The organism is Virgisporangium aurantiacum (assembly GCF_016863635.1).
GTDB lineage: Bacteria > Actinomycetota > Actinomycetes > Mycobacteriales > Micromonosporaceae > Virgisporangium > Virgisporangium aurantiacum.
The window spans coordinates 51,398-75,495 of the sequence record NZ_BOPG01000031.1 but is presented as its reverse complement, the minus strand read 5'-3'; the positions used below and the strand labels follow the sequence as shown (position 1 = coordinate 75,495).

Annotated in this window: 16 protein-coding genes; 6 read left to right on the top strand and 10 right to left on the bottom strand. The window is 71.7% G+C overall.

All coding sequences use genetic code 11. The features are described from left to right. Positions 1-122: 122 nt before the first annotated feature. Together Vau01_RS24425 and Vau01_RS24420 are read right to left on the bottom strand one after the other, a co-directional pair. Positions 123-623 carry a hypothetical protein gene (locus Vau01_RS24425; RefSeq protein ID WP_203996698.1) on the bottom strand — a complete coding sequence of 167 codons (501 nt, stop codon included), beginning with the start codon at positions 621-623 and terminating at the stop codon, positions 123-125. Positions 624-683: 60 nt separating this feature from the next. Next, complete coding sequence (locus Vau01_RS24420; RefSeq protein ID WP_203996697.1) at positions 684-1,787, bottom strand: glycoside hydrolase family 53 protein; 1,104 nt, start codon at positions 1,785-1,787, stop codon at positions 684-686. A 243-nt stretch (positions 1,788-2,030) separates the two neighbouring features. Between Vau01_RS24420 and Vau01_RS24415 the strand changes: the two genes are divergently transcribed. Then, a complete protein-coding gene (locus tag Vau01_RS24415; protein ID WP_203996695.1) occupies positions 2,031-3,434 on the top strand; it encodes a hypothetical protein in 1,404 nt (467 codons plus the stop codon). Between the two features lie 6 nt (positions 3,435-3,440). Here Vau01_RS24415 and murJ read toward each other — a convergent pair whose 3' ends face one another. Together murJ and Vau01_RS24405 are read right to left on the bottom strand one after the other, a co-directional pair. Continuing rightward, on the bottom strand, positions 3,441-4,988 hold the full coding sequence (gene murJ / locus Vau01_RS24410; protein WP_203996841.1) for a murein biosynthesis integral membrane protein MurJ: 1,548 nt from the start codon (positions 4,986-4,988) through the stop codon (positions 3,441-3,443). A 52-nt stretch (positions 4,989-5,040) separates the two neighbouring features. After that, the gene (locus Vau01_RS24405; protein ID WP_239151812.1) at positions 5,041-5,544 is read right to left on the bottom strand and encodes a DinB family protein; all 504 of its coding nucleotides are present in this window, start codon (positions 5,542-5,544) and stop codon (positions 5,041-5,043) included. Positions 5,545-5,805: 261 nt separating this feature from the next. On the opposite strand from Vau01_RS24405, the gene Vau01_RS24400 reads away from it, so the two are divergent. After that, on the top strand, positions 5,806-7,221 hold the full coding sequence (locus tag Vau01_RS24400) for a M6 family metalloprotease domain-containing protein (protein ID WP_203996693.1): 1,416 nt from the start codon (positions 5,806-5,808) through the stop codon (positions 7,219-7,221). Between the two features lie 8 nt (positions 7,222-7,229). On the opposite strand, the gene Vau01_RS24395 is transcribed toward Vau01_RS24400, so the two are convergent. Beyond that, positions 7,230-8,450 carry a serine hydrolase domain-containing protein gene (locus Vau01_RS24395; RefSeq protein ID WP_203996692.1) on the bottom strand — a complete coding sequence of 407 codons (1,221 nt, stop codon included), beginning with the start codon at positions 8,448-8,450 and terminating at the stop codon, positions 7,230-7,232. A gap of 199 nt (positions 8,451-8,649) precedes the next feature. Between Vau01_RS24395 and Vau01_RS24390 the strand changes: the two genes are divergently transcribed. Beyond that, complete coding sequence (locus tag Vau01_RS24390; protein ID WP_203996690.1) at positions 8,650-9,354, top strand: GbsR/MarR family transcriptional regulator; 705 nt, start codon at positions 8,650-8,652, stop codon at positions 9,352-9,354. On the opposite strand, the gene Vau01_RS24385 is transcribed toward Vau01_RS24390, so the two are convergent. After that, positions 9,314-10,390, bottom strand: coding sequence for a sensor histidine kinase (locus tag Vau01_RS24385; protein WP_203996688.1), 1,077 nt, complete (start codon positions 10,388-10,390; stop codon positions 9,314-9,316). The two genes, Vau01_RS24390 and Vau01_RS24385, sit on opposite strands and share 41 nt — an antisense overlap. Beyond that, positions 10,387-11,049: a response regulator transcription factor gene (locus Vau01_RS24380; RefSeq protein ID WP_203996686.1), complete on the bottom strand. Its 663-nt coding sequence runs from the start codon at positions 11,047-11,049 to the stop codon at positions 10,387-10,389. Before Vau01_RS24380 ends, Vau01_RS24385 begins: the two co-directional genes overlap by 4 nt. A gap of 88 nt (positions 11,050-11,137) precedes the next feature. On the opposite strand from Vau01_RS24380, the gene Vau01_RS24375 reads away from it, so the two are divergent. Genes Vau01_RS24375 through rph form a run of 3 tightly spaced genes read left to right on the top strand, consistent with a single transcriptional unit; the run spans position 11,138 to position 15,755 of the window. Further along, entirely contained in the window at positions 11,138-12,592 is a 1,455-nt protein-coding gene (locus Vau01_RS24375) for a DUF1349 domain-containing protein (RefSeq protein ID WP_203996685.1), read from the top strand. Continuing rightward, entirely contained in the window at positions 12,589-13,233 is a 645-nt protein-coding gene (locus Vau01_RS24370; protein ID WP_203996683.1) for an ABC transporter permease, read from the top strand. The genes Vau01_RS24375 and Vau01_RS24370 overlap by 4 nt, the downstream gene beginning before the upstream one ends. A gap of 20 nt (positions 13,234-13,253) precedes the next feature. Further along, a complete protein-coding gene (rph, locus tag Vau01_RS24365) occupies positions 13,254-15,755 on the top strand; it encodes a rifamycin-inactivating phosphotransferase (RefSeq protein WP_203996838.1) in 2,502 nt (833 codons plus the stop codon). A 63-nt stretch (positions 15,756-15,818) separates the two neighbouring features. On the opposite strand, the gene Vau01_RS24360 is transcribed toward rph, so the two are convergent. The 3 genes from Vau01_RS24360 to Vau01_RS24350 form a co-directional block, all read right to left on the bottom strand. Beyond that, entirely contained in the window at positions 15,819-16,805 is a 987-nt protein-coding gene (locus Vau01_RS24360; protein WP_203996681.1) for a pectate lyase family protein, read from the bottom strand. Between the two features lie 233 nt (positions 16,806-17,038). Beyond that, positions 17,039-17,467 carry a hypothetical protein gene (locus Vau01_RS24355; RefSeq protein ID WP_203996679.1) on the bottom strand — a complete coding sequence of 143 codons (429 nt, stop codon included), beginning with the start codon at positions 17,465-17,467 and terminating at the stop codon, positions 17,039-17,041. After that, positions 17,467-23,694, bottom strand: coding sequence for a DNRLRE domain-containing protein (locus Vau01_RS24350; RefSeq protein ID WP_203996677.1), 6,228 nt, complete (start codon positions 23,692-23,694; stop codon positions 17,467-17,469). Before Vau01_RS24350 ends, Vau01_RS24355 begins: the two co-directional genes overlap by 1 nt. Positions 23,695-24,098: the final 404 nt, after the last annotated feature.

The following is a 24,098-nucleotide window of genomic DNA, read 5'->3' as shown; positions in this document are numbered from 1 at the left end:
CGCTGAACGGACCGCGAACCGACGAGCACGCATCGACATGCGGGGATACTCCCAGGCGTCACCCCACCGGGTCCGCATGTTCGGAGACCCTTTAACAAAGGCTTAGCGTTGCCCGCGCCGGCTCAGTAGACCACGAAGATCAGGTCGTGTTCCCGGCAGAACTCGAGCCCGGCGAGCACCTCGGTCTCGAGGAACTCGCGGTCCGCCAGCTCCTCGTCGTCGGCGAGCCGCTTGCGGAGGGCGGCCAGCGTCGCCTCGATCGGGACGAAGTACATCCCGTCGGCCCACGAGTCGCCGGCCTCGACGTTGCCGGCCCCACCGGCGGTGCAGTTGGGGACGTGCAACTCGTCGTCCAGCGCCGACGGCCAGTCCCGCAGGGCGTCGCCGAATCCGCCGCCGTGCGCCAGGATCGGGGCGGCCTCCGCGTCGTCGAGCCACCGGACGGCCACCTCGCCGCTGTAGTAGGTGAACTCGACGACCCGGTCACCGACCGTCTCCCGGAACCGCCGGGTCAGGCCGAGCGCCGCGAACTCCGCCAACCAGGCCACCGCCGGCTCGGCCGGCCCCTCGGCCAGCTCGGCGTCGGCGATCATGTGGAGCATTCCCGTTCCGAAGCTGGTCACCGTTGTATCCCTTCCGGACGCCGCACGCGCGTCCGGAACTGTAGGTGATCAGCGCACGGGTCAGGGTGTCCAGACCACCGACGGGTTGACCTGGCCGGACCAGTTGAAGATGGCCATGTTGTCCCAGCCGTTGCCGCTGCCGTTGATGTTCCTCGGATCCCAGCCGTTGCCCGGCACCGCGTACCAGGTGGGCTCCCAGTAGAAGACGCCGATCGCGCCGGCGTTGCGGGCGGTGTTCTGGGTCCAGGTGAACTGCTGGGCCTGGCCGGCCCAGGTGGCGGGGATGTTGTCGCAGAGCACGGTGCCGGGGATCGAGTTGCCCGTGCCGTCGGCGTTGCCCGTGGTGAACTGGTACGCGGTCTCGGCGATGACGACCGGCTTGCCGTACCGGGTCCGCACGTCGGTGATGACGTTGTGGAGGTTCGCCAGCGTGCCGTGCCACATGCAGTAGTAGGACAGGGCGGTGACGTCCCACACCACGCCCTGCGCCCGGATCCCGTCGTAGAACCAGCGGGCGTTGGCCATGCTGTCCGCGTCGGCGGTGTGGATCATCACCTGGGTGCCGCCGTTGCACGCCTTCGTCGCGTTGTAGCCCTGCTTGAGCAGGCTCGCCAGCGGCGCGAAGTTGTTGTTCGTCACCCGGCCCTGCGGCCACAGCATGCCGACGTTGATCTCGTTGCCGATCTGCACGCTGTCCGGCGTGGTGCCCTGCGCCTTCAGCGAGGAGCAGATGTCGTACGTGTAGTTGTAGACGTCGGTCTGCAACTGGCTGAGCGAGTGTGACGCCCACGCCGACGGCGGGGTCTGCACGCCCGGATCGGCCCAGGTGTCGGAGTAGTGGAAGTCGATCAGAAGCCGCAGGCCCTTGGCCTTGACGGCCCGCGCCTGCTGGAGCACCTTGGCCTTGTTGTTGTATCCGCTGACGGGGTTGTTCCAGATCCGCAGCCGGGCGTAGTTGACGCCCTTCGACTTCAGGATGTCGTACGGGTCGGCCGCGACACCGGACGCGTTGTAGTACCTGGCGCCGAGGTCGAGCGCCCGCTGCAGGGTGGACACGTCCGCACCCAGCATGGTGAGGGGCGCCGCGCTCGCGGGCACCGGAGAGATGACCACCACGGCCGCGAGAACCACGACGGTTGCGAGGGCCCGGATCGACGGTCTCATGCCACTTCCCCACGGGTCGGTCCGGGCGGCACCGGCCGGCCGGAACTGACGGTTCGGCCCGGGGAGGAGGGGCTCGGAATCCGGACCTGGCGGGACCCGGCCGAGCCCACAAGGCCCATCGTATCGATGGACTACTATACATATCGCGCCGAAGTTGTTGTGTGCCAACGTTTGCGCGACCCTGTGACACAGTTCGTACTGCTGCGTCACGCATCAACGGCGGGCCGCCGTGCCGTTATGGGGATGCGGCCGGTCCGGGAGCGCGGGACGCTGTCGGTCGTGGCGTTCGATCTGACCGCGGTCCGGCGCGGCCTCGCGGAGAATCCCGCCCTGCCGTTCGATCTGCTGCGGCCGCTGTTGGACGCGCCCGACCGGGTGACGTGGGCGGCGCTGGCCGGCCGGTCCGACCTGACCCGGGCGGCCGTCCGCCGACTGGCCACGACCGACTCGCCGGCGGTGCGGATCGCGCTCGCGCGTAACCCGGTCGGTGCCGCGCACGGCTGGGATCTCCTCGTCGACGACGCGGACGTCGACGTCCGCACGGCGTTGGCCGATAATCACTGGCGACACGGTGACATCCCGAGGGACTTCCCGCTGCCGGAACCGGCCCAGGTACGGCTGGCCGACGATCCCGCCGGACGGGTGCGGCGCATGATGGCGTTCCGTCGGGACCCCGCGCCGGCCGTCGGCCGCCGCCTCGCCGCGGACCCGTCCGCCGACGTCCGGTGCGAGGTCGCCCGTCATTGGCGTCGGGCGCCCGCCGACGTGGCCCGAACCTGGTTCACCGACCCCGATCCGGGGGTCCGCCGCGCGGCGCTGTTCCGCCACCTACCACCCGCCGAGCTCGTCGCCGGGCTGCTGGCCGATCCGGAGACGCGTGCCGAGGCGGCCGGGCGGGTCCGGCTGGTCCCCGACACCGCCGAGGACCTCGCCAGCGATCCCGATCCGGAGGTGCGCTGGGCGGTGGCGCGCAATCCGACCCTTCCCGCGCCGCTCGTCGTCCGCCTGGCCGACGACCCCGATCCGGAGGTGCGTGCCGAGATCATGCTCCGCCGGGACCTGCCTGACGACGTGCGCGCCCGGGTGGCGGCCTCCGTCGAGCCGCAGGATTACCACGTGGCGGGCTGGCTCGTCGACGCCGCTCTCGACGTGCGCCTGGCCCACGTCGACTCGCCGTTCGCGTTCTGTCGCCGGGCCGTGGCATCGTCGAAATGCCTGCCCGCCCCGGCGATCGCCCGGCTCGCCACCGACGAGGACTTCTCCGTCCGGCTCCTGCTCGCCGAGAACCATCCGGAGGTTCCCGGCGCCGTGTTCGCCACCGTGCTCCCCCGCACCGGGCACGCCGCCTGGCTACTCGGCTCGCATCCCAGCATCCCGACCGACCTGCTGGTCGCCATGGCCGGGTCCGACGACGAGAGGGACCGCAACGTCGCCGCCATCAGCCCACACCTGCCCGCGCCCAATGCCGTCGATCTGGCCGAGCACCGCGTCGCCACGACCCGCCGATGCGTGGCGGCAAACGTGGCCCTGCCGCTGTCCGCGATCCTCCGCCTGTTGCACGACCCCGACAGTGGCGTGGTGACCGCCGCTGCCAGCAATCCACGGCTCCCGCCGACGGCCGCCCGCGACCTGCTGGCCGCCGGGTAGCGGCCGTCAGCCGGTTCGGAGGCCGGCGAGGGCCGCGAGTTGCCGCAACTCGCCGAGGTGCACCAGGCGGGCGACCGCGACATACACCGCCGTGCCGACGACGCCCGCCGCGGTGAGCGTGACGAGCGCGGCGCCGTGGCCGGGGCCGGCCAGGGGCGTCACAGCAAGAGCGGCGACGGCGCCGGCGGTCCCGGCGGCGACCGCCACCCGGGCGTGGGTGCGCAGCAGCCGCCGTCCGTCGATGCGGCCCAGCCGGCGGCGCAGGATCGCGGCGGCGGCCACGAGGCCCGCGGTGTAGGCGAGCGCGTAGGCGAGGGGAATCCCGACGACGATGTCGGAGCGCGGCAGCAGCCGGGTCGCGGCGAGGCAACCGGCCACGCCGACGACGGTGACCGCGGTGGTGATCAGCGCCGGCGTCCTGGTGTCCTGCAGGGCGTAGAACCCGCGCTGCAGGATCATGTAGCCGGTGAACGGCACCAGGGCCACCCCGAACGCCGCCACCACGGCGCCCAGCAGGGCGATGGCGGGCGCGGAACTGCGGCCGTGGCCGAACAGCAGCGTGGCGATCTGCGGACCGAGGACGAGCATGGCCGCCCCGACCGGAGCGAGCGCCGCGACCGCCAGCCGCACGGCCCGGGACAGGTCCTCGGTGATCCGGGCGTGGTCGAGTCGGGCGGCGTTTCGGCTGAGCCGCGGCAGCATGGCGGTCATCACCGACACGGCGATCACCGCGAACGGCATCTGGAACACCGCGAACGCGTTCTGGTACGCGCTGACCCCACCCGGTCCGCTGATCGACGCCGCCCGCGTCGCGACCACCAGCAGGACCTGCGCGGCACCGACCGACACGAGCACCCAGCCGCCGAGGCGGCCGATCCGGCGGATCCCGATGCCCCGAGGGTCGAGCCGGGGTCGCACCCCGAATCCGCTGCGGGCCAGTGCCCACACCACCAACGCCATCTGCGCGAACACGCCGACGGTGGTGCCCACCGCCAGCAGCAGCAGATGCGCGGTCGTCAACGACGCGATGTCGGTGGCACCGCCGATCACCAGATAGGCCACGCCGACGGCGATCACGACCAGGCTGTTGACCAGCGGCGCCCACATCGGAGCGGCGAACCGGCCCCGGATGTTGAGCACGGCACCGGCGGTGGCGCTGACCCCGTAGAACAGGATCTGCGGCAGGAAGAACCGGCTGAGCACGACCGCCAGGTCACGCTCCTCGTCGGTGAAGCCGGGCGTGTAGACGCCCACCAGCCACGGCGCCGAGACCATCGCCACCACCGTGACCGCCCCGAGGCCGTACACCATCAACGACAGCAGCCGCTGGGCGTAGACCACACCGTCGTCCGGTTCCCGGAGCGCCGCCCGGGCCAGCAACGGCACCACCACACTGGCCATCGCCCCGCCGACGACGAGTTCGTAGACGGCGTTGGGAATCGTGTTCGCCACGTTGTAGCTGTCGAGCAGCCCGCCACCCAGGCCCAACGCCGAGGCCAGCACCACCACCCGCACGAACCCGGCGACCCGCGACGCCATTGTCGCCACCGCCATGCCGCGGCCCGCACGCCCGGCCGAAGAAGCCTTCGCCATGCCGACCTTCATATCAGCCCGGCGCATCCAGCATGTCGGCGTAGCCGGTCACGCGCGAGACGTGGTGCACCACCTGACGCAGCGTCCAGCCGCCGTTGTCCGGGGCCGTGTCGAGCAGCGCTGTGTCCACTGTGGAGAGTCGTGACCGGTAGCAGGCCGCGAGCCGGGTCAGGCGGCTGGTGGCCTCGTCGAGGTCGATCTCGGTGAAGCGGGCGAAGTCCGCGTCGGTGGTGACCATCCGGCCGTGCCACCGGTCCGGGACGGTGGGCTGGCCGGCCAGCCGGCACTCCAACTCGGCGAGGTGGTCCAGGAGGTGGTCGGCGACGCGGCGCATCACCTTGTGCGGGGTCCAGGCGTTGCCGCCCTTGGACACCGGCCGGCCGTCCCAACCCAACCAGTGTTCGGCCCGCGCCAGAATGTCGGCGACCGCGTCGTCGACGAGCGTCGCCGGATCGCGCCCGTCGGTCGCGGGAGGGGTGTCGTAATCGAACGAATCGACGGTCAGGTATCGAACCATGTCCCGACCATAGACGCACGACACTTCGGCGCCCGCCTTCCGATCCGGTGGGTACCACCGGCCGCCGGAGACGGGACCGGAAGCGGGTGACAGACAACAACCCGACAAAGCCACACTCCCCTGCGCGCGCGGGTCACCGGGATCTACCGTGAATTGACGTTTCGGGCGCGCCCATTCGGAGCGGATCACTGTGGACGGTGTGACGCATGAGGATCGGCGCGGGGAACTCGCGATGACCACCTGAGGAAGGACGTGTCCACCATGCGTACCCACGGAAATCACCGGTGTCTCGTACCACCGTCGCCGCAGGCGCTCGCGCAGCTGTACAGCCGGTATCTCGAACTCGTGAAATCGCGCCGGCTGCCGCCGGACATGACGTTCGAGCAGTATTTCTGGGTCTGGCGTTCGGGGCGCCGAGGTGAGAACGTCGTCGGCCTCGACGACGGTGCGGTCACCGAGGGCCCGAGCGCCGGCGCGCAGCTCATCGACCGGCCGCCCGCGAAGCTGCGCGGCGAGGTGAAGACGATGGTGCTGCTGGTCGACTTCCCCGACCTGCCGCACGCCCGCGACCACGGTACCGGCTACTACGAGTCGATGCTGTTCAGCAACGGCGAGTTCCCCACCGGCAGCATGCGTGACTACTACCGGCTGGTGAGCGGATTCGACGCCGGCTCCGATTCCGGCATCGACGTGACCGGTGAGGTGCACGGGTGGTTCCGGATGCCGCAGCCGGCGAGCTACTACGTCAACGGGGAGTCCGGCATGTCCACGCAGTTCCCGCGCAACGCGCAGGGACTGGCCCGCGACGCGGTGAGCGCGGCCGTCGCGGAGGGCGTGCGGTTCGATGGGTTCGACGCGCTGGGCGAGAAGCTGGTCACCGCGCTCTTCGTGGTGCACGCCGGTCGTGGCGCGGAGGAGACCATGTCCCGCGACGACCTGTGGAGCCTGAAGTGGAACATCCCGCAGGGCGGCGTCGACGTGGGTGACGACCTCCGGGTCAGGACGTTCCTGACGGTGCCGGAGGACTGCCAGGTCGGCGTGTGCGCCCACGAGTGGGGTCACCTCGCCGCCCGGTGGGCCGACTTCTACGACACCGGAGACGTTGCGGCGAAGAAGTCCAACGGTCTGGGCGACTACTGCCTGATGGCGTCCGGAAGCTGGGGCAACGGCGGGCTGACGCCGGTGTACCCCAACGGCATGCTCCGGATGTTCCACGGCTGGGCCGAGCCGCAGGTCATCACCGCGACGACGCAGGGCATCAAGCTGGGGCCGGCCGCCGAGGGCGGCGGGATGCTGCTCGTGCAGAACCCGGACACGATGACCGACACCCAGTACCTGATCGTCGAGTACCGCCGTCGACGCGGACAGGACGCGTACCTGCCCGACGAGGGGGTCGCCGTGTACGTGGTCGACGAGTCGATCGCCGACGTCGACGACGAGCGGCGGCTGGCGATCCAGCTCCTGCAGGCCGACGGCAGGAACGACCTGGCGAAGGTCTTCCGCCAGGGCAACCGGGGCGACGCCAACGACCTGTACCCGTCGCTGGGCAACAACCGGATCGGCCGGTCGACCACGCCGGCGCTCGACCTGCCCGGCGGTGGCTGGTCGGGAGTCACCATCGGGGTGTCCGGCCAGCCCGGCGACGAGGTCATGACCGTCGACGTCACCTTCGGATAGGCCCGACGTCAGTCGTCGATCACCTGGTAGAGCGTGGTCCAGAAGTCGTGGAACGCCCGGGCCGAGTCCGGGACGGTCATGCCGACCTGGGTGAGCAGGATTCCGACGACCTGGTTCTCCGGGTCGGCGTAGGCCGAGGTGCCGGCTCCGCCGTCCCACCCGAACTGGCCGACGGGCGCGTAGTCACCGCGGTAGGTGCGCACCGCCATCCCGAAGCCCCAGCCGCCGTGCTGCCCCTGGCCGAACGAGATGTGCACGTTCTCGACGGCCTGGGCGTGCCGGGCGGCCTGCTGCTCGGGCGTGAGGCGGTTGGTGGTCATCAGCTCGACGGCGGGCCGGGACAGGATCCGCGTGGACCCGTGCGTCCCCTTGTCGAGCAGCATCCGGAAGTACGCGTGGAAGTCGTCGACGGTGGAGTTCAGCCCGCCGCCGCCGCTCGGGAACACCGGGGGTTGGCTGTGGCGGCCGCCCTCGGCCGGGTCCCACACGTGGAACTCGCCGGTCTGCGGGTCGGGGGCGTACAGGGGCGGCAGCCGGTCGAGCTGGTCGGCCGGCACGGAGAAACCGGTGTCCTTCATGCCCAGCGGGCCGAAGACGCGGTCCTGGAGGAACGCGTCGAACGGCTGGCCGGTGACCCGGGCGACGAGCACGCCGAGCAGGTCGTTGCTGATCTGGTACTGCCAGCGCTCGCCGGGCTGCTGCATCAGCGGGAGCGTGCCGAGGCGGCGCAGCCACTCGTCCGGCCCGGGCATCGGCTCCGGCAGGTTGGGCGTGAGGCCCTGCTCGAAGATCGCGGCCATGATCGGCGTGCCCAGCGCCGTCATGTCCATGCCGAGCCCGAACGTCGACGTCAGCAGGTCCCGCACGGTGATCGGCCGGCGCGCCGGCACCGTGTCGTCGAGCGGGCCGTCGATCCGGGCCAGCACCCGCCGGTCGGCGAGCTCCGGCAGCCACTGCTGCACCAGGTCGTCGAGCCGCAGCCGGCAGTCGTCGAGCAGCGCCATCGTCGCCGCGACCGTGACGGGCTTCGACGTCGAGGCCATCCGGAAGATCGTGTCGCGGCGCATCGGCGGGCCGCCGTCGTGGCGCATGGTGCCGAGCGCTTCGACGTGCGTCTCCTCGCCGCGGCCGACCAGGGCGACGAGCCCGGGTATCTTCCCCGACTCGACGTGGCGGGCCAGCACGTCGCGCAGCCTGCGCAGTCCGGCCTCGGAGAAGCCCTTCCCCATGATGTTTCTCCTTGCGTTCGGCATCGTTCGGGAATCACTGAACGATGGGAACGCTACGTTGCGTTCAGAATTTCGTCAACGAAAGCGACGTGCGACACACGTTCGCAACAAACAACATTCGTCGACATTGCAATGGATATGCGGCTGAACGCAACGAGGGATATTGCAATGACGTGCGACTGAACGCATACTGGCGGCCATGCCCGGAGGCAGGCTCACCGCAGACGACCGTCGACGCATCGCCGACGGGCTGGCCGACGGCCTCGGTTACGCCGAGATCGGCCGGAGCCTCGGGCGGCCCGCCTCGACGATCATGCGGGAGGTCACCCGCAACGGCGGGCCTGCCGGCTACGCCGCCGACCGCGCGCACGACGCCACCCGGCACCGGGCGCGCCGGGTCAAGACGGCCCGGCCGCCGGCGCGGCCGATCGCCGACAGCGACCACGGGCGTGATCCGCACGCCGTGCGGGCCTTCACCGAGTCGTTCATCGCGCTGCTCGTGCAGCAGGGCCTGCCCCGGATGGAGGCGCGGGTGCTGACCTGCCTCTACGTCACCGACTCCGGCGCCCTCACCGCCGCCGACCTGGTCGAGCGGCTCCGCGTCAGCCCGGCGTCGGTCTCGCACGCCGTCGGGTTCCTCGAACAGCAGGACATGATCCGGCGCGACCGGGTCCCCGGCGAGCGGCGCGAACGCTACGCCATCGACGAGGAGGTCTGGCTCCGGTCCCTCGCCGCGTCCCTGCGGATGAACGACGCCCTGGCCGACGCGTCCCGACAAGGCGCCGAGATCCTGGGCGCCGCGACCCCGGCCGGCGCCCGCTTCGCGTCCTCCGTCGACCTCCTGAATCTCCTGAGCGAGGCGTTCAGGCAGGTCCTGGACCAATGGAGGGGAAGTCGACGGTGATGTGGAGGCCGCCGCCCGGTCGCGGATAGGCCGTGACCGGTGCGCGGTGGGCGTGGGCGATCGCGGCGACGATCGCCAGCCCGAGGCCGTGTCCGTCGGTCCGGTCGACGCGGTCGGTGCCGAGCCGCTGGAACGGTTGGAACATGCGGTCGAGCTCCGATCCGGGGATCGGATGGCCGCTGTTGCTGACCGTGAGCCGCCCGGGCGGCATCGTGGCGATCTCGACGGTTCCGCCGGAGACGTTGTACCGCAACGCGTTGTCGACCAGATTGGTGACGAGGCTCGCGGCCAGGCGTGCGTCGCCCGGCACGGTGACCGGGTCGAGGGTGGCGGCCACCCGGATGCCCCGGCGCTCGGCTTCCGCGTGGTGGTTCAGGACGGCGTTGCGGGTGACGTCGGCCAGGTCGACCGGTTCCCAGCAGTCGATCGGCCGGTAGCCGGCGGCCAGCGTGAGCAGCGCGTCGATCAGGTGCTCCTGGCGTTCGCCGAGGGCCAGCAGGTCCTCGCAGGCCGATCGCAGGGTGCCGGCCGTCGCGTCGGGGTCGGCGAGGGTGAGCTGGAGCAGGGTCCGCTGCACGGTCAGCGGGGTGCGGAGTTCGTGGGAGGCGTTGGCGACGAACTGCCGCTGCGCGGTGAACGACTCGTGCAGGCGCCGCACCAGGCCGTCCAGGGTGTCGGCCAGGTCGGTGAACTCCCGGTAGGCGGCCGGGACCCGCATGCGGCTGTCGAGGGTGTCGGCCGACATGGTGCGGGCGGACGCGGTGATCAGCCGGATGGGCCGCACCGCCCGCCCGGCGATCAGCCAGCCGAGCCCGACCGACACCCCCGCGATGACCACCAGCGCGACCGCCGAGTACCGCAGCACCTCCGCGACGTTGGTCGTGGCGCCGGTGGAGGGTCCGGTGCCGGGTTTGTGGGTGGTGTTGCCGGTGACGATCAGCGGCAGGTCGACGAACGCCAGCAGCAGCACCCCACAGGCGAACGCGAGCCCGGCGTGCAGCAGCGCCAGCCGGGTCCGCAACCGGCGGCCGGTCACGGCGCGCCGATGCGGTAGCCGCCGTCGCGGACGGTGTGGATGGCCGGTGGTGGGCCGAGTTTCCCGCGCAGCCGCCCGATCGTCGTCTTGACGGTGGTGGTGAACGGGTCGGTCGCCTCGTCCCAGACCCGGTCGAGCAGTTCCTCGGTGGACACGACCCGGCCGCCGGCGGCGAGCAGGTACTCCAGGACCGCGAACTCCTTCGGACCGAGGTCCAGCCGCCGGCCGGCCCGTAATGCGACCAGCCGGTTGGGGTCCAGGGTGAGATCGCCGTTGTCCAGCACCGGGGGCAGCGGCGGCGTGCAGCGGCGCGCCAGCGCCCGGACCCGCGCCACCAGTTCGGCGAAGTCGAACGGCTTGGGCAGGTAGTCGTCGGCGCCCAGGCCCAGGCCCTCCACGCGGTCGCGGACGGTGCCGGCCGCGGTGAGCATCAGCACCCGGCTGCCCGACCCGCCGGCCACGATCCGGCGGCACACCTCGTCGCCGTGCACGCCCGGCAGGTCGCGGTCGAGGACCACCACGTCGTACCGGGTGGCGGCCACCCGGTCCAGCGCGGCGTGACCGTCGAACGCGACGTCCACCGCGATCGCCTCGCGGCGCAGGCCGGCCGTGATCAACGCGTTCAGTGTCCGATGATCCTCCACCACCAGCACCCTCATGGCGCCCACGATGTCAGCCGGCAGGTGACAGCCCGGTGACAGCCGGACGTACCGGGCCGGCACCGGCGCCGGCGTAGACATCCGGGCCATGAGTGACGTGCTGCGCCTGCTGCGCGCGGAGTGGACGAAGTTCCGGTCGGTACCCGGCTGGGCGCGCGGCAGCGCGGTCGCGGGCCTGCTGATCCTGCTGTTCCCGGTCACCGGCCTCGGCGGCGGCGGGCCCGGGCAGGCGAAGCCGATCCCGATCGGGCCGGCCGGCGAGCCGGTCAGCGACGCGTTCTACTTCGTCCACCGTCCGCTCGCCGACCACGGCCGGATCACCGTCGCGGTCACCTCGCTGACGTCGTTGAGCGCGCGCGACAGCGGCGGCACCGCACCGTGGGCGAAGGCCGGCCTGATCGTCAGGGCCGGCCCGGAGCCGGGCGCCCGCTACGCCGCGATCATGGTGACGGGCGGGCACGGAGTGCGGATGCAGCACGACTACCGCCACGACCGGGCCGGGCAGGCCGGCGCGGGCTGGCTGCGGCTGACCCGCTCCGGCGACACGATCACCGGCGAGGACTCGACCGATGGCACCCGGTGGAAGCCGGTGGGCACGGTGCGGCTCCCCGGGTTGGCCGGCACCGTCGACGCCGGCCTGTTCGTGGCCTGCCCGCAGTACGTGCACGGGATCCAGACGGCCGGCGACGTCGCCACCGCCGGCTTCGGCCCGCCGCAGCTGGCGGGCGACTGGCCCGCGGCGGCCTGGACCGGTGACCAGATCGGGGCGCGCACCGCCACCTTCGCCGGCCAGCCGCCGGACAGCCCGGGCGGGTTCGCCGTGACCGGCGCCGGGTTCACCGTGACCGGAGCCGGCGACCTGGCCCCGGCCACCCGCGGCGACATCGTCCCGGCGGCGGCCGTGAACGACCTGCTCCTCGGCACGTTCCCGGCGCAGATCGTGATCGTGGTGGTGGCCACCCTGATGATCACCTCCGAGTACCGGTACGGCCTGATCCGCACCACGCTGAGCGCCGGCGCCGGCCGGATCCGGATGCTCCTCGCCAAGGCCGTCGTCATCGCCGGAGTCACGTTCGTCACCGGCCTGGTCGCCACCGTCCTCGCCGTGACGCTCTGGACGCGGCTGGTCCGCGCCCTCGGCCTCTACCTGTTCCCGGCCACGTCCGGTGCGCTGCTGCGCGTCGAGATCGGCACGGCGGCCATGCTCGCCGTCACCGCGGTCTTCGCCCTCGGCGTCGGCACGATCCTGCGCCGCAGCGCCCCCGCCGTGACGACCGTCGTCGCGGCCACCGTGCTGCCGTACCTGCTGGCGCTGACCCCGTTCCTGCCGCCGTCCCTGGCCCAGTGGCTGACCCGGGTCACCCCCGCCGCCGCGCTCGCCGTGCAGCAGACCCTCGTCCGCCACCCGCAGGTCGACGGCCTCTACACGCCGGCGAACGGCTACTTCCCGCTGCCGCCCTGGGCCGGCGTGGCCGTGCTGTGCGGCTACGCCGCGCTCGCCCTCACCCTGGCCGCCGTCCTGCTGCGCCGGCGGGATGCGTGAACATCGTCCGTGCGGAGTGGACCAAACTGCGCACCACACCCGGCCCCGCCTGGCTGCTCCTGGCCACCGTGACCGGCACCGTCGCGCTCGGCGCCGCCGTCTGCTCACCTGGTGGCTGCGTCGATGCCACCCGGCTCGCCCTCAGCGGCGTGTACCTGGGCCAGGCGCCGGTCGCGGTGCTCGGCGTGCTCTCCATCAGCGGCGAGTACAGCACCCGGCTGATCCACGTCACCCTGACCGCGATCCCGAACCGGCCGGCCGTGCTGGCCGCCAAGGCACTGGTGCTCGCCGTCGTGGTCGCCGCGGCCGGCAGCCTCGCCGTGCTCGGGTCGCTGCTGGTCGCCGGGGTCGGCCTGCGCGACGGATGGGTCGGCGCCGGCACGGTCGCCTACCTGGCCCTGGTCGCCGTCCTCAGCCTCGGCACCGCCGCGCTCGTGCGGGACTCCGCCGCCGCGATCGGCACCGTGCTCGGACTGCTCTTCCTGCCGCCGGTCCTCACCCAACTGGTGACCGACGAGCACCTGCGCCGGCTGCTCGACGGGGCCGCACCAGGCCCCTCTGCCAGAATCGGCGTGGTTGCCGCGTGGTCGGCCGGAGCGCTCCTCGCCGGAACCCTCCGGCTGCGGTTCCGCGACACGTGACGAAATGGGGGCGGTCGTTCATGTACGTGGTGGGTCTGCACGAGATCGACGAGGCACAGGCCGCGGATGTCGGCGGCAAGGCCGCGAATCTGGCGGTCCTGCTGCGGCTCGACGGCGTCAGCGTGCCGCCCGGCTTCTGCGTGACCACCGACGCCTTCCGCCGGGTCCTGGCGGAGACGCCGTCGATCGGGGCACTGCTCGACCGGCTCGACGAAGACGGGGAGGACGTCGGGGCGGAGCTTCGCCGCGCCATCGAGGAGGCCGCCGTGCCCGCCGACGTCGCGGCGGCGATCACGGCCGCACTCGCGGAGGCCGGCGAAGAGGCCGCCTACGCCGTCCGGTCCAGCGCGACGGCGGAGGACCTGCCGACGGCCTCGTTCGCGGGCCAGCAGGATTCGTACCTGGACGTCGTGGGACCGGCGGAGATTCTCCGGCACGTCAGCCGGTGCTGGGCGTCGCTGTTCACCGAGCGGGCCGTGGTCTACCGCCGGCGCAACGGCTTCGACCACCGGAAGGTCCACATGGCCGTGGTGGTGCAGCGGATGATCCACCCGCACGCCGCCGGCGTCCTGTTCACGGCCGACCCGGTCACGGGCGACCGGACGGTCGCCACCGTCGACGCCGGTCTCGGCCTCGGCGACGCGCTGGTCTCCGGCCGGGTGAACCCGGACGTCCTGACGGTCCGGGACGACACGGTCGTCGCCGCCCAGCGGCAGGAACAGCCGGCGATCACCGATGCGCAGGCCGTGGAACTCGTCCGCCTGGGGCGGCGGATCGAGGCGCACTTCGGCCGCCCGCAGGACATCGAGTGGTGTCTCGACGACGACGGCTTCCACGTCGTCCAGAGCCGGCCGATCAGTACGCTCTTCCCCGTTCCCGAGACCGGTGACGGGGCGAACCACGTCTACCTCTCCGTCGGTCACCAGCAGATGATGACCGACGCGATGAAGCCGCTCGGGCTCTCCGTCTGGCGGTTGACCGCGATGGCGCCCATGCAGGAGGCCGGCGGGCGGCTGTTCGTCGACGTCACCCCGCATCTGGCCACGCCCGCGGGCCGCGCCGGACTGCTGGCGCTCGCCGGCCGGTCCGATCCGCTGATCCGGGACGCGCTGGAGACAGTCCTCGACCGGGGCGACTTCGTGCCGTCGCTGCCGGATCCGGGTCCCGGCGAGCCGTCGGTCCGCAGCGGGCCGGTGCACGGCGCGCCCGTTCCGATCGAGACCGACCCGGCCATCGTCACCGGCCTGATCGAGCGCAGCCAGGCGTCCATCGCCGCCCTGCGCCGCGACCTCGCGACGGTCACCGGCGCGGCGCTGTTCGACTACCTGCTGGTGGCGTTCGAGGAGCACAAGCGCGCCCTCCGCGATCCGCAGAACCTCCCGGCGATCATGGCGGGGATGGAGGCCACCTGGTGGCTCAACGACAACCTGCGGGAGTGGCTGGGCGAGAAGAACGCGGCCGACACGCTCACGCTGTCGGCCCCCGGCAACGTCACGTCGGAGATGGGGCTGGCGCTGCTCGACGTCGCCGACGTGGTGCGCCGCCACCCCGAGGTGATGGCGTACCTGGAGGGCGTCAAGACCGAGGACTTCCTCGACTACCTGCACCTGTTCGCCGGCGGCGCCGAGACACGCGACGCCATCGTGGCCTACCTCGACCGCTACGGCATGCGCTGCGTCGGCGAGATCGACATCACCCGGCCGCGGTGGAGCGAACGGCCGACCACGCTCGTCCCCCTGATCCTCGACAACGTCCGGAACTTCGAACCCGGCGCCGCCGCGCGGCGCTTCGAACAGGGGCGGAAGGCCGCGGAGCAGAAGAAGGCGGACGTGCTGGCCCGGCTCCGGGAACTCCCGGACGGCGAGCAGAAAGCCGACGAGACCGAGCGGATGATCGACCGGGTGCGCACGTTCATCGGCTACCGGGAGTATCCGAAGTACGCCATCATCACGCGCTACTTCGTCTACAAGCAGGCCATGCTGGCGGAGGCCGGGCGGCTCGGCGTGTTCGCCGACAAGGAGGACATCTTCTTCCTCACGTTCCCGGAACTCCATGACGCCGTGCGCACCCGCACCGTCGACGACGGGCTGATCCGGCGCCGCAAGGAGGAGTTCCGGTCCTACGAGGCGCTCACGCCGCCGCGGGTGCTCACCTCCGACGGCGAGTGCCTCTCCGGGGCGTACCGCCGCGACGACGTGCCGGCCGGTGCCCTGGTCGGCCTGCCGGTCTCCGCCGGAACGGTCGAGGGTCGGGCCCGCGTCATCCTCGACCTGGCCGACGCCGACCTCGAACCCGGCGACATCCTCGTCACCCGGTTCACTGATCCCAGTTGGTCGCCGCTGTTCGTCGCCGTCGCGGGCCTGGTGACGGAGGTCGGCGGCCTGATGACCCACGGCGCCGTGATCGCCCGGGAGTACGGCCTGCCGGCCGTCGTGGGTGTGGACCGGGCCACCGGGCTGATCCGGGACGGGCAGCGGATCCGCGTGCACGGGACCGACGGGTACGTCGAGCTCCTGTCCTGACGCCCTGTCCTGACGCCCTGCCCCGGCCGCCCGGCATCGAGAGCCGGGCGGCCGGGCGTCCCCTCAGATCTTGCCGGTGCCGGCGCCGGCCGTGACCGTCGCCTTCACGGTGTTGTTGGCCTGCGGGGTGTAGGAGTACGGGATGGCCGCGACGCTCGCGCCGTTGCGGACCTGCTCGGTGCCCGAGTTCACCTTGTAGTTGTTCAGCACCTTGAGGTTGCCCGGGTCGGAGTCGCCGGTCTGGGTGATCGTCGGCGAACCCACGTTCTCGAAGTAGTTCCGCTCGACGAACACGCCGGCGTTCATCGTCGAGCAGACGCCGTACGAGCCGATGTTGCTGTAGTAGTTGTTCAGCACGTGCACGGGGTTGGCGAAGCGCACCCGCGGGTGCCGCTGGCCGGTGCCCTCGAACCAGTTGTGCACGTACGTCACCCGCAGGTGGCCCAGGTCCTGCGACGCGTTGCCGTCGTCGTGGCCGAGCAGCATCGACTTGTCGTGGTTGTGCAGCCGGTTCCACGACACCGTGATGAAGTCCGAGCCGCGCTTGATGTCGATCAGGCCGTCGTAGCCGCTGGCCAGGTCGTTGTGGTCGATCCAGACGTTGGTGGTGTTGGTCTGCACGTTGATCGAGTCGTCGTTCGCGTTGCGGAAGACCAGGTTGCGGATGATGATGTTGCGCACGCCCGACAGGTTGAAGCCGCCGCCGGTGATCCCGGATCCGCTGCCGACGCCGATGATGGTCTTGTTCGACGCGACGTTGTACATGCCCGAGATCGAGATCAGGCCGTTGATCCGCACCGTCTGCGAGGTGCCGGAGCTGAGCGCCGACTGCAGCGCCGACGCCGACGACACGGTGACCACGGTGCTGGCCGAGCCGCCGCTGGTGCCGCCGTTCATGCTCGCGTAGCCGACCGGGCTGGTCTCGAACGCGGCCTGCGCCGAGCCCTGGCCCAGCAGCACCGCGCCGGCGACGCCGACCGCGCCCGCGGCGGCCCCGCCGAGGAGCCGGCGACGTGACACGGCGGCGGCCGGAACGTCCAGTTCAGACATGGGAGTCCTTCCCTACGTGGAGCGCCGGTGGGTGTCCGACCACTGGCGGGTGGTCGGCCCGGCGCGCGGGGGTCGGTGACCGCGGACGCGCGGCACCGGCTTGTCACCGAACCGGGGAGGAGTGCGCCGGGTGCGCGGCCGCGCGCCGACGGCGGATTCGGCTATAGGAAAGCGCTTTCCTGCCTGGGAAGGCTAGGCGGGTTATCGAATTGTGTCAATGCATCGGGCCGATGTCAGGCGCGGTACGGCGGGTAGCTCACCTCGCGCCGGACCGCACGCAGGCACAGCCCGTCGCGGGTGCTCACCGTGATCGCCGCCGGGCCCGTGCCGACCCGGGCCTCGGCGCGGCACGGTGTACCGGCCCGGCTCCACACCGACTCGGTGACCGCGCCGGCGAGGAGGTCACCGACGGTGGACCGGCAGCTCTCCGCGACCGCCGCCCGGTCGGCGGAGGCGAAGTGCGCCACGGAGAGCACCCCGAACTCGATGGTGACCTCGTCGTCGCTCTCCAGGTGCACGATGAACGGGCAGGGGCCGTCGGCGACCGGTCGCACCCGGATCTCGAAGTCGAGGGCGGCACCGGCGGTCTCCACGACGGCGGATCCGCCGGCGCGTTCCCGGATCTCGTCGGTGAGTTCGGCGAGAAACGTCGTGAGGATCATCAGAACCAGTCCCAGTGGACGCGCGGGAACTTTCGCTTGAACCAGTTGGTCTGCTTGTGCTTGGGCCAGCCGGTGTGGATGCCGAACCGGTTCCGCTGTTGCTTGGCATTCCAGGTCCACCCTAGCCGCACCGGGCCGCGGTTCAGGATTCCTTTCCGACCGTACTTCGCCCTGCCGAACAGCCAGCTCTTCTTCCCGAAGGCCCAGCTGGCACCCTTCTTGATGCCACCCCACGCCTTGCGGCCGCCCCACTTGATGCCGCGCCAGGCGTGCTTGCCGCCCCACTTGATGCCGCGCCACGCCTGCTTGCCGACCCACTTGCCGGCCCGGACGCACCACCGCTTGCCCAGCTTGCAGGCGGCCGCGGCCCCGCGCAGGACGAGCCCGATCCACTTGCCGTCGAGGTCCTCCGAGTTGACCGGGTCGGCGCACGTGTACTCGTAGGCGTTGCAGCTGCCGCCGAACACCGGGTCGACCTGGAGGAACCGCCCGGTGGCCGGGTTGTACAGGCGGACGCCCATCAGCACGATCCCGGCCGGTGCGTCGGCGGCCCGCTGCTTGCCGCCGAGCCAGCCGTAGCGCACCGCGCCGACGGTGTCCGAACCGTTCGGCAACCCGTACTCGGTGCTCTCGCCGGTGGTCGACAGGCCGGCGTCGCCGTGGTGGATGGTCGCCACCACGTCGCCGTGGAGGTTGGTGATCTGCCACTCGGGGGCACCGCCCGCGCTGTCCCAGATCGCCGCCATGCCGCTGACCCCGCTGACGACGCGGGTGTAGCTGTCGGCCGACTCCTGCGTCCACGCGGGGTTGTCGCCGTCGTCGTCGTAGTGGTGGGTGCGCTGGACACCGTTGTCGGTCCACGACCGCACCCGCTCCCCCGTGACGTCGAGGGTGTAGTCGGTGGTGCGGCCCTGCTGCGTGATCGTGTCGACGAGGTCGGAGGCGTGGTAGGTGACGGCGATGTCGCCGGCCGCCGGCACCGCGGTCTGCGCGGCCGGCACGATCGTGGTGCGGCCGAGCCGGTCGTAGCCGGCCAGCCCGATCCGGTTGGCGGTGTCGTACGTCAGCGACGTGGTCGCGGTCGCGGTCGCCGTCTGGCAGGAGCCGTCGGCCGCCGCGGCGTACTCGGCCAGGGTCCGGCGATCGGCCGCCGCGTCGACGCCGTAGGTGCGGGTGGTGCACTGCTCGCCGGCCGAGTCGCGCACGCTCGTCAGGCGGCCACCCGCGTCGTACCCGTAGACCCGGTTCGACAGCGTCGACGACTGCCGCCGCCACTGGCCGTGCACCGACTCGACCACCGACTCCTTGAAGAGCGTGCAGTCGGTGGCGCCGCAGTTCGGCTGCGCGTAGGTGACGCCGACCGCCGCGCCGGTCTCGTCGAGGTCGTTGGTCACCACGATCCCGTTCGGCCACGTGGTGGTGACGGCCGCACCGTCGGCGTCGTAGGCGGCGGTGAACGTGCCCACGTGGCTGTCGTGCACCGACGTGGCCAACCCGCGCCGTTCGGTTCCGCCGTCGTAGGTGACGGTGCGGGTCGCCTTGCCGTCGCTGCTGGTGGCCACCCGGCCCAGCAGGTCGTAGGTGGTGGTGGAGACGTTGCCGTCGGCGTCGGTGTACGACGTCTGCCGGCCGAGCGTGTCGTACGTGCTGCGCAGCTCGGCGGCCACCAGCCCGGCGACGATCGACTGGGTGCGCAGCAGGTTGCCGGTCGCCGGGTCGTACACCTTGCGCTCCACCGGCACCGCGGTGCCGAGCCCGGCCGCGACGGTCACCGACGACTCGTACTCGCGGCCGGCCGCGTCGTAGGTGGTGGTCGTGGTGCGCTGGACGCCGGCGCTGGTCTTCTCGGTGACCGTGCGGTCGTTGTTGTAGATGTCGTAGGTCGTCACGGTGACGGGCAGTTCGGGTCCGCTGGCCGCCTGGCCGCCGGGCTCGATGCGGCAGACCAGGTTCGCCCATTCCGGCCGCAGGTCGCACTCGGCCGCGCCCGACCCGCTCGTCGCCCGGTAGTAGATGGTCCTCCGGGTGGCGGGCGTGTTCGTGCTGGTGCCGCCGGCCGGGCCGGTGAGCGTCGCCGCCTGGCCGGAGACCGGGTCGTGCGTGGTACGGGTGGTCAGGTTCAGCCCGCCGGGGTCCACTGTGGACACCACCGGCTCGCGCAGCGTCCAGTCGTAGGCGGTGGTGCTGCGCCGGACGTCGGCCTCGGCCTCGACGCCGTTCGCGGCCCGGTACCAGACCAGCGTCTCCTCGGTGGTGACGAGGTTGTACGGGGCACCGGTGGTCGGCGCGCCCTGGTCGTAGGTGTAGCGGGTCACCTTGCGTCCGCGCACGGTGCTGCCGTTGTCGAGCATCACGTCGTGCACCGGGTCCATCGTGAAGCTCAGCCGCCGGCCGTCGTCGGAGTAGACGCTGCGGCTGGACAGGTCGAACGCCCGTTCCGTCTCGGTCTTGGCGTCGTCGGTCGGTGACGCGCCGAGGGCCGCCGCCCGGTTGCCGGCCGACAGCGTGCGCGTCACGTTGTTGAAGCGGTCGCGCCACGTCGCGCTGATGTGGCCGCCCGGCGCCGCCGTGTTCGTCTCCTGGCCGTTGGCGTCGAGATAGGTGACGACGGCGCGCGTGTACGACGACGGCAGCGTCCCGGTCGCCGGGTTGCCGGTGGGCACCTGGTCGGCGGGGAAGATCGCGGTCGCGTCGGTGGGCGCCTCCGGCTGTCCCCACCGGACGGTCTGCCCGGGCGACAGATCGTACGGCGCACCGGTTCCCGCCGTCGGCACCCGGTAGACGACCGTGGTGGTGGCGGTCCCCGCCGCCAGCGCCGACCGCGTCACCTTGTGCAGGCGGCCGGCTCCCGGGTCGTTCGGAACGGTGGTGTAGGTGAGCTGCCACGGCTCCTCGCCGGCCGGGCGGATCGTCGACAGCACGCCGGCGGCGTCGTAGTCGTAGGTCTCCCACTGGTGGCGGTCGGCGCCGTCGGCGGTGTAGTCCAGCCGCGGGTCCCAGGTGGCGCGCAGCCGGCCGGTGCCGTCGTACAGGTACTTCACCATCGGGACGACGCGCATCCCGGGCGTCGCCGCGTCGGGGTCCCACGCGACGAGCGAGATCTCCTGCACCCGGCCGGCATAACTCCCCCAGCCGACCTGCTCCGTGCCGGTGGCGCTGGTGGCCGTGGCGTACTTGAAGGTCAGCGCGCGGCAGCCACGGGTCAGCGTCGCGCAGTTCACGCCGTCGGCCACCGGGGCGACCATCCGGGTCGGTCGCACGACCTCCTTGCCGTCGACCGTCACCTTCTCCCAGCTGAGCGTCGTCGTCTGCGCGTTGCCGGGAACGGTGACCGACGTCGGGAAGTACTTGCCGACGGCGGTGTTCGCCACCCGCGTGAACACCACGGTGTTGCCGTCGACGTCGCTCAGCGAGTACGAGTCGTTCGTGGTGTTGTAGACGAGCTTCAGGAACTCCATCCCGGGCTCGGGATCGAACTCCGTGGTGGTGAGTTTCGTGAAGCCGATGGTCTCGCCCTCCGGCAGCCCCACCTGCACCAGCGAGTCGTAGCGGGTCAGCGACGTGTACGGGGTGTCGGCCTCCTCGACGATCGCGCCCGACACCCAGCCCGGCCCGAACATGGTGGCCGCGTCGGTCGTCTGCGCCAGCCGCGTGTTGTACGAACGGACGACAGTGAGGTCGGTGCCGTACGAGTCGACGGACACGTCGGTGTCCTGGATCGTCATGTTGCCGGTGAGCAGGTTCACCGAGCCCGGCCCGATCTCCTCGCCCTCGGCGGCGGCGAGGTTGCGGTCGAACGTGAACCTGACCGGCGTCGAACTCGGGTTGCTGCCACCGGTGAACACGGCGCGCACCTGCAACGGCCCGTCGCGCGGCACGGCCACGGCGTCGACCGCGGCGAGCGTGGCGGCCACGTCCCAGTTGAGGTTCGCGAACGCGCCGGACCCGGTCGTCGGCAGCGGCCAGGTGACCGCGCCGCCGCCCGCCGACACGGTGACGTGCCCGGTCGGGATGTTCGTCCACGCGTCGGCGTCGGCGCGCCGCCACTGGTACGTGACGCCGGTGGCCGATCCCTGTCCGAGGGCGGACAGCACCGTCTTCTCGGCGGTGATGTGTCCGTCCTTCGGGCCGACGACGGCGCCGCCGCCGACGGCGAACGGGTACGCCCGCACCGCCGACTGGTTGCCGGCCCGGTCCCGCGAGCGCACGAACAGCGTCTGCGGTCCGTCGGTGGTGGGGGTGATGGTCACCGTGGCGTTCGCGCCGGCGCCCGGCGCGGTGACGGTCTGGTCGGGCGGGTTGGCGTTCAACCCGTACTCGTACGCGACCACGTCGGAGACGCCGGACGCGCCGAACGTGAACGAGCCACCCGTGCCCGCCCCGCCGCTCCACACGCCGGACGGGTACGCCGTCGACGCGACGGTGGGCTGCGCCGACGGCTCGACGGTGTCGACGGTGAACTCGCACCACGCCGACCACGGCCCGTCGACGGTTCCGTCGCTGCCGCGCACCTTCCACGAGTAGGTGCCGTTCTCGGTGAACGCGCCCGCCGCGACCGGCGCCGCGAGCCACGAGCCGGACGCGCCGGGGCCGACGGTGGCCGAGCCGAGCGGCGCCGACCCGCCGGTGACCCACCATTCGAAGGTCGCGGTCACCGCCGCGCCCTCGCCGTCGGTGACCCGCGCCCGCAGTTGCGGCGTCTTCGAGTTGATGTACGGCCGCGCCGTCCCGGTGACGCACGACGTCGACGGAACGGTGGCCTGTGCCGTGGTGACCGGACGCGACTGGTAGACGACGGTGACCTGCGGCGGGTTCGACGCCGCCTCCCGCGAGTTGAACCGCTTCCAGCCGGCGTTGGCGGTCTCGCTGGTGGCCCGGATGCCGACGGTGGTGTTGTTGGCGCGGGCGTCGGCGGCCTTCTGGAACGCGGTCGCGACCGGGACGGTCACCCAGCCGTCGCCGCAGGTGCTGTTGTAGCCCTTGGTCTGCGTGGAGGTGCCGATCTTCGCGTTCCACGCGGGCTGGTTGGTCCAGCGGGTGGCGCTGCTCACCGGGCCGACCCACCACGCCTCCCAGGAGGCCGCGTCGCACGACCACGAGTGCTGGTTGTACAGGCTCAACGTGGCCGACTGGATCTGCGCGTTCGGCAGCCAGGTCAGGCCGCCGAAGGTCAGGAACGACCGGGCCACGTTCGCGCCGCCGTCGTAGGTGCCGAGCTTCAGTTCGGTGGCACCGGACTGGTCGGAGGAGTAGCCGGTCTGCACGAACGCGTCGAAGCTCGCGCCGATCGTCTGCGACGGGTCGATCGTCACCGGGTAGGTGGTCTTCTCGTCGGCCAGGAACGTCTGGTCGGGGGTGAGCACCAGGCCCTGTTTGTCCACCGCCATCCCCACCGGGGCGCGGCGGACGTTCTCACCGGAGGCGGCGTCGACCGTGGCGTCCCACATGATCGGTGCCGGAACGGCCGAGACCTCCGCTCCGGCGGCCGACCGCAGGCTCAGGCCGCCCGCGCCGTCGGCCTTGGTGGTGACGCCCTCGGTCTTCCAGGGCAGCCGGACGTTCGTCACCTGCGTGGCGGCCGCCCGGTTCTTCACCACGAGGAACTGCTCGTACCCGGTGCGGGTCGCGGTGACGACGAGGTCGACGCCCGGCAGCACCTCGGCGTACGTCGCCTTCGGGCCGGTCAGCACCGGCTCCGGAAGCCGGCCCGTCCAGCCGAGCATGGACCGTTCGCCGGCCTTCCCCAGCGTGACGAGCGTGTGCTCACCCGGTCCCGCCGCGCCCGAGAGCGTGAGCCCGTACGGGTGCGCCTTCGGCGCGACCGACCCGTCGGCCGCGCGCACCAGGTTCACGTCGACGGCGGTCCACGAGCCGTCGGCGGCGCGGGTGCGCACCGGTCCGGCGCTCGCCTCGACCTCGATCGCACCCGACGGCAGCGCCCACGCCTGTTCGGTTTCCGTGGTACGGCCGGTGATGAGCACCCGCTTGCCGGTCAGCCGCGCGGTGATGACGGCGGCCTTCTCGTCGGGCCGTTCGAGCGGCCCCGCGTCGGCGGGCTCGGCCGGTGTCCTCGCCACCGGCGCCGCCGACGCCGGTGCGGACACCCACCCGACCATGGAGGCGACGAGGATCGTCGAGGTTCCGGCGGCGAAGACCCGCCCACCCGGCGACCGGATCAGTCTTCCGATGCGTTGCACGAACTGGGATCTGAACGCGCGCTTACCCATCGATCGCACTCCCCCGTCGGCGATGTTGCGGCACATCGTAGGGGACAGATCGATGGTGAGCAATGGAACGATATGGAACGGATCAAGGACATGCCGGCATCTGGATCGTCCCTGGCGACGAACTCGAACCAGCACCAACCGTCGTACGGCGGACCCAGCGCCCGGGCCTCGCTACCACCACGAGCAGCGAACAAACGTACGAAAACGTCCGTCGATGGATAACCCATATTGCAGGATTAGGTGAATGCGAAAAGACAGTTTTCCCGACGCTAAGATTCAATTCAACAGGTTGACGTCGTACCGGTGGCCGCCTGCCATATTTTCCCTTGTCAACGCCCTTTTGGGCAGATGACCGAATTCTTTGCGCCACCTCAGTACACATTGATAACACAAGCTCGCTGTGA

Coding starts and splice junctions, on each gene's coding strand:
- Vau01_RS24415 (WP_203996695.1), top strand. CDS start 2,031: ATGCGGCCGGTCCGGGAGCGCGGGACGCTGTCGGTCGTGGCGTTCGAT.
- Vau01_RS24405 (WP_239151812.1), bottom strand. CDS start 5,544: ATGGTTCGATACCTGACCGTCGATTCGTTCGATTACGACACCCCTCCC.
- Vau01_RS24375 (WP_203996685.1), top strand. CDS start 11,138: ATGAGTGACGTGCTGCGCCTGCTGCGCGCGGAGTGGACGAAGTTCCGG.
- Vau01_RS24360 (WP_203996681.1), bottom strand. CDS start 16,805: ATGTCTGAACTGGACGTTCCGGCCGCCGCCGTGTCACGTCGCCGGCTC.
- Vau01_RS24380 (WP_203996686.1), bottom strand. CDS start 11,049: ATGAGGGTGCTGGTGGTGGAGGATCATCGGACACTGAACGCGTTGATC.
- Vau01_RS24390 (WP_203996690.1), top strand. CDS start 8,650: ATGCCCGGAGGCAGGCTCACCGCAGACGACCGTCGACGCATCGCCGAC.
- Vau01_RS24400 (WP_203996693.1), top strand. CDS start 5,806: ATGCGTACCCACGGAAATCACCGGTGTCTCGTACCACCGTCGCCGCAG.
- Vau01_RS24355 (WP_203996679.1), bottom strand. CDS start 17,467: ATGATCCTCACGACGTTTCTCGCCGAACTCACCGACGAGATCCGGGAA.
- murJ (WP_203996841.1), bottom strand. CDS start 4,988: ATGGCGGTGGCGACAATGGCGTCGCGGGTCGCCGGGTTCGTGCGGGTG.
- Vau01_RS24395 (WP_203996692.1), bottom strand. CDS start 8,450: ATGGGGAAGGGCTTCTCCGAGGCCGGACTGCGCAGGCTGCGCGACGTG.
- rph (WP_203996838.1), top strand. CDS start 13,254: ATGTACGTGGTGGGTCTGCACGAGATCGACGAGGCACAGGCCGCGGAT.
- Vau01_RS24420 (WP_203996697.1), bottom strand. CDS start 1,787: ATGAGACCGTCGATCCGGGCCCTCGCAACCGTCGTGGTTCTCGCGGCC.
- Vau01_RS24350 (WP_203996677.1), bottom strand. CDS start 23,694: ATGGGTAAGCGCGCGTTCAGATCCCAGTTCGTGCAACGCATCGGAAGA.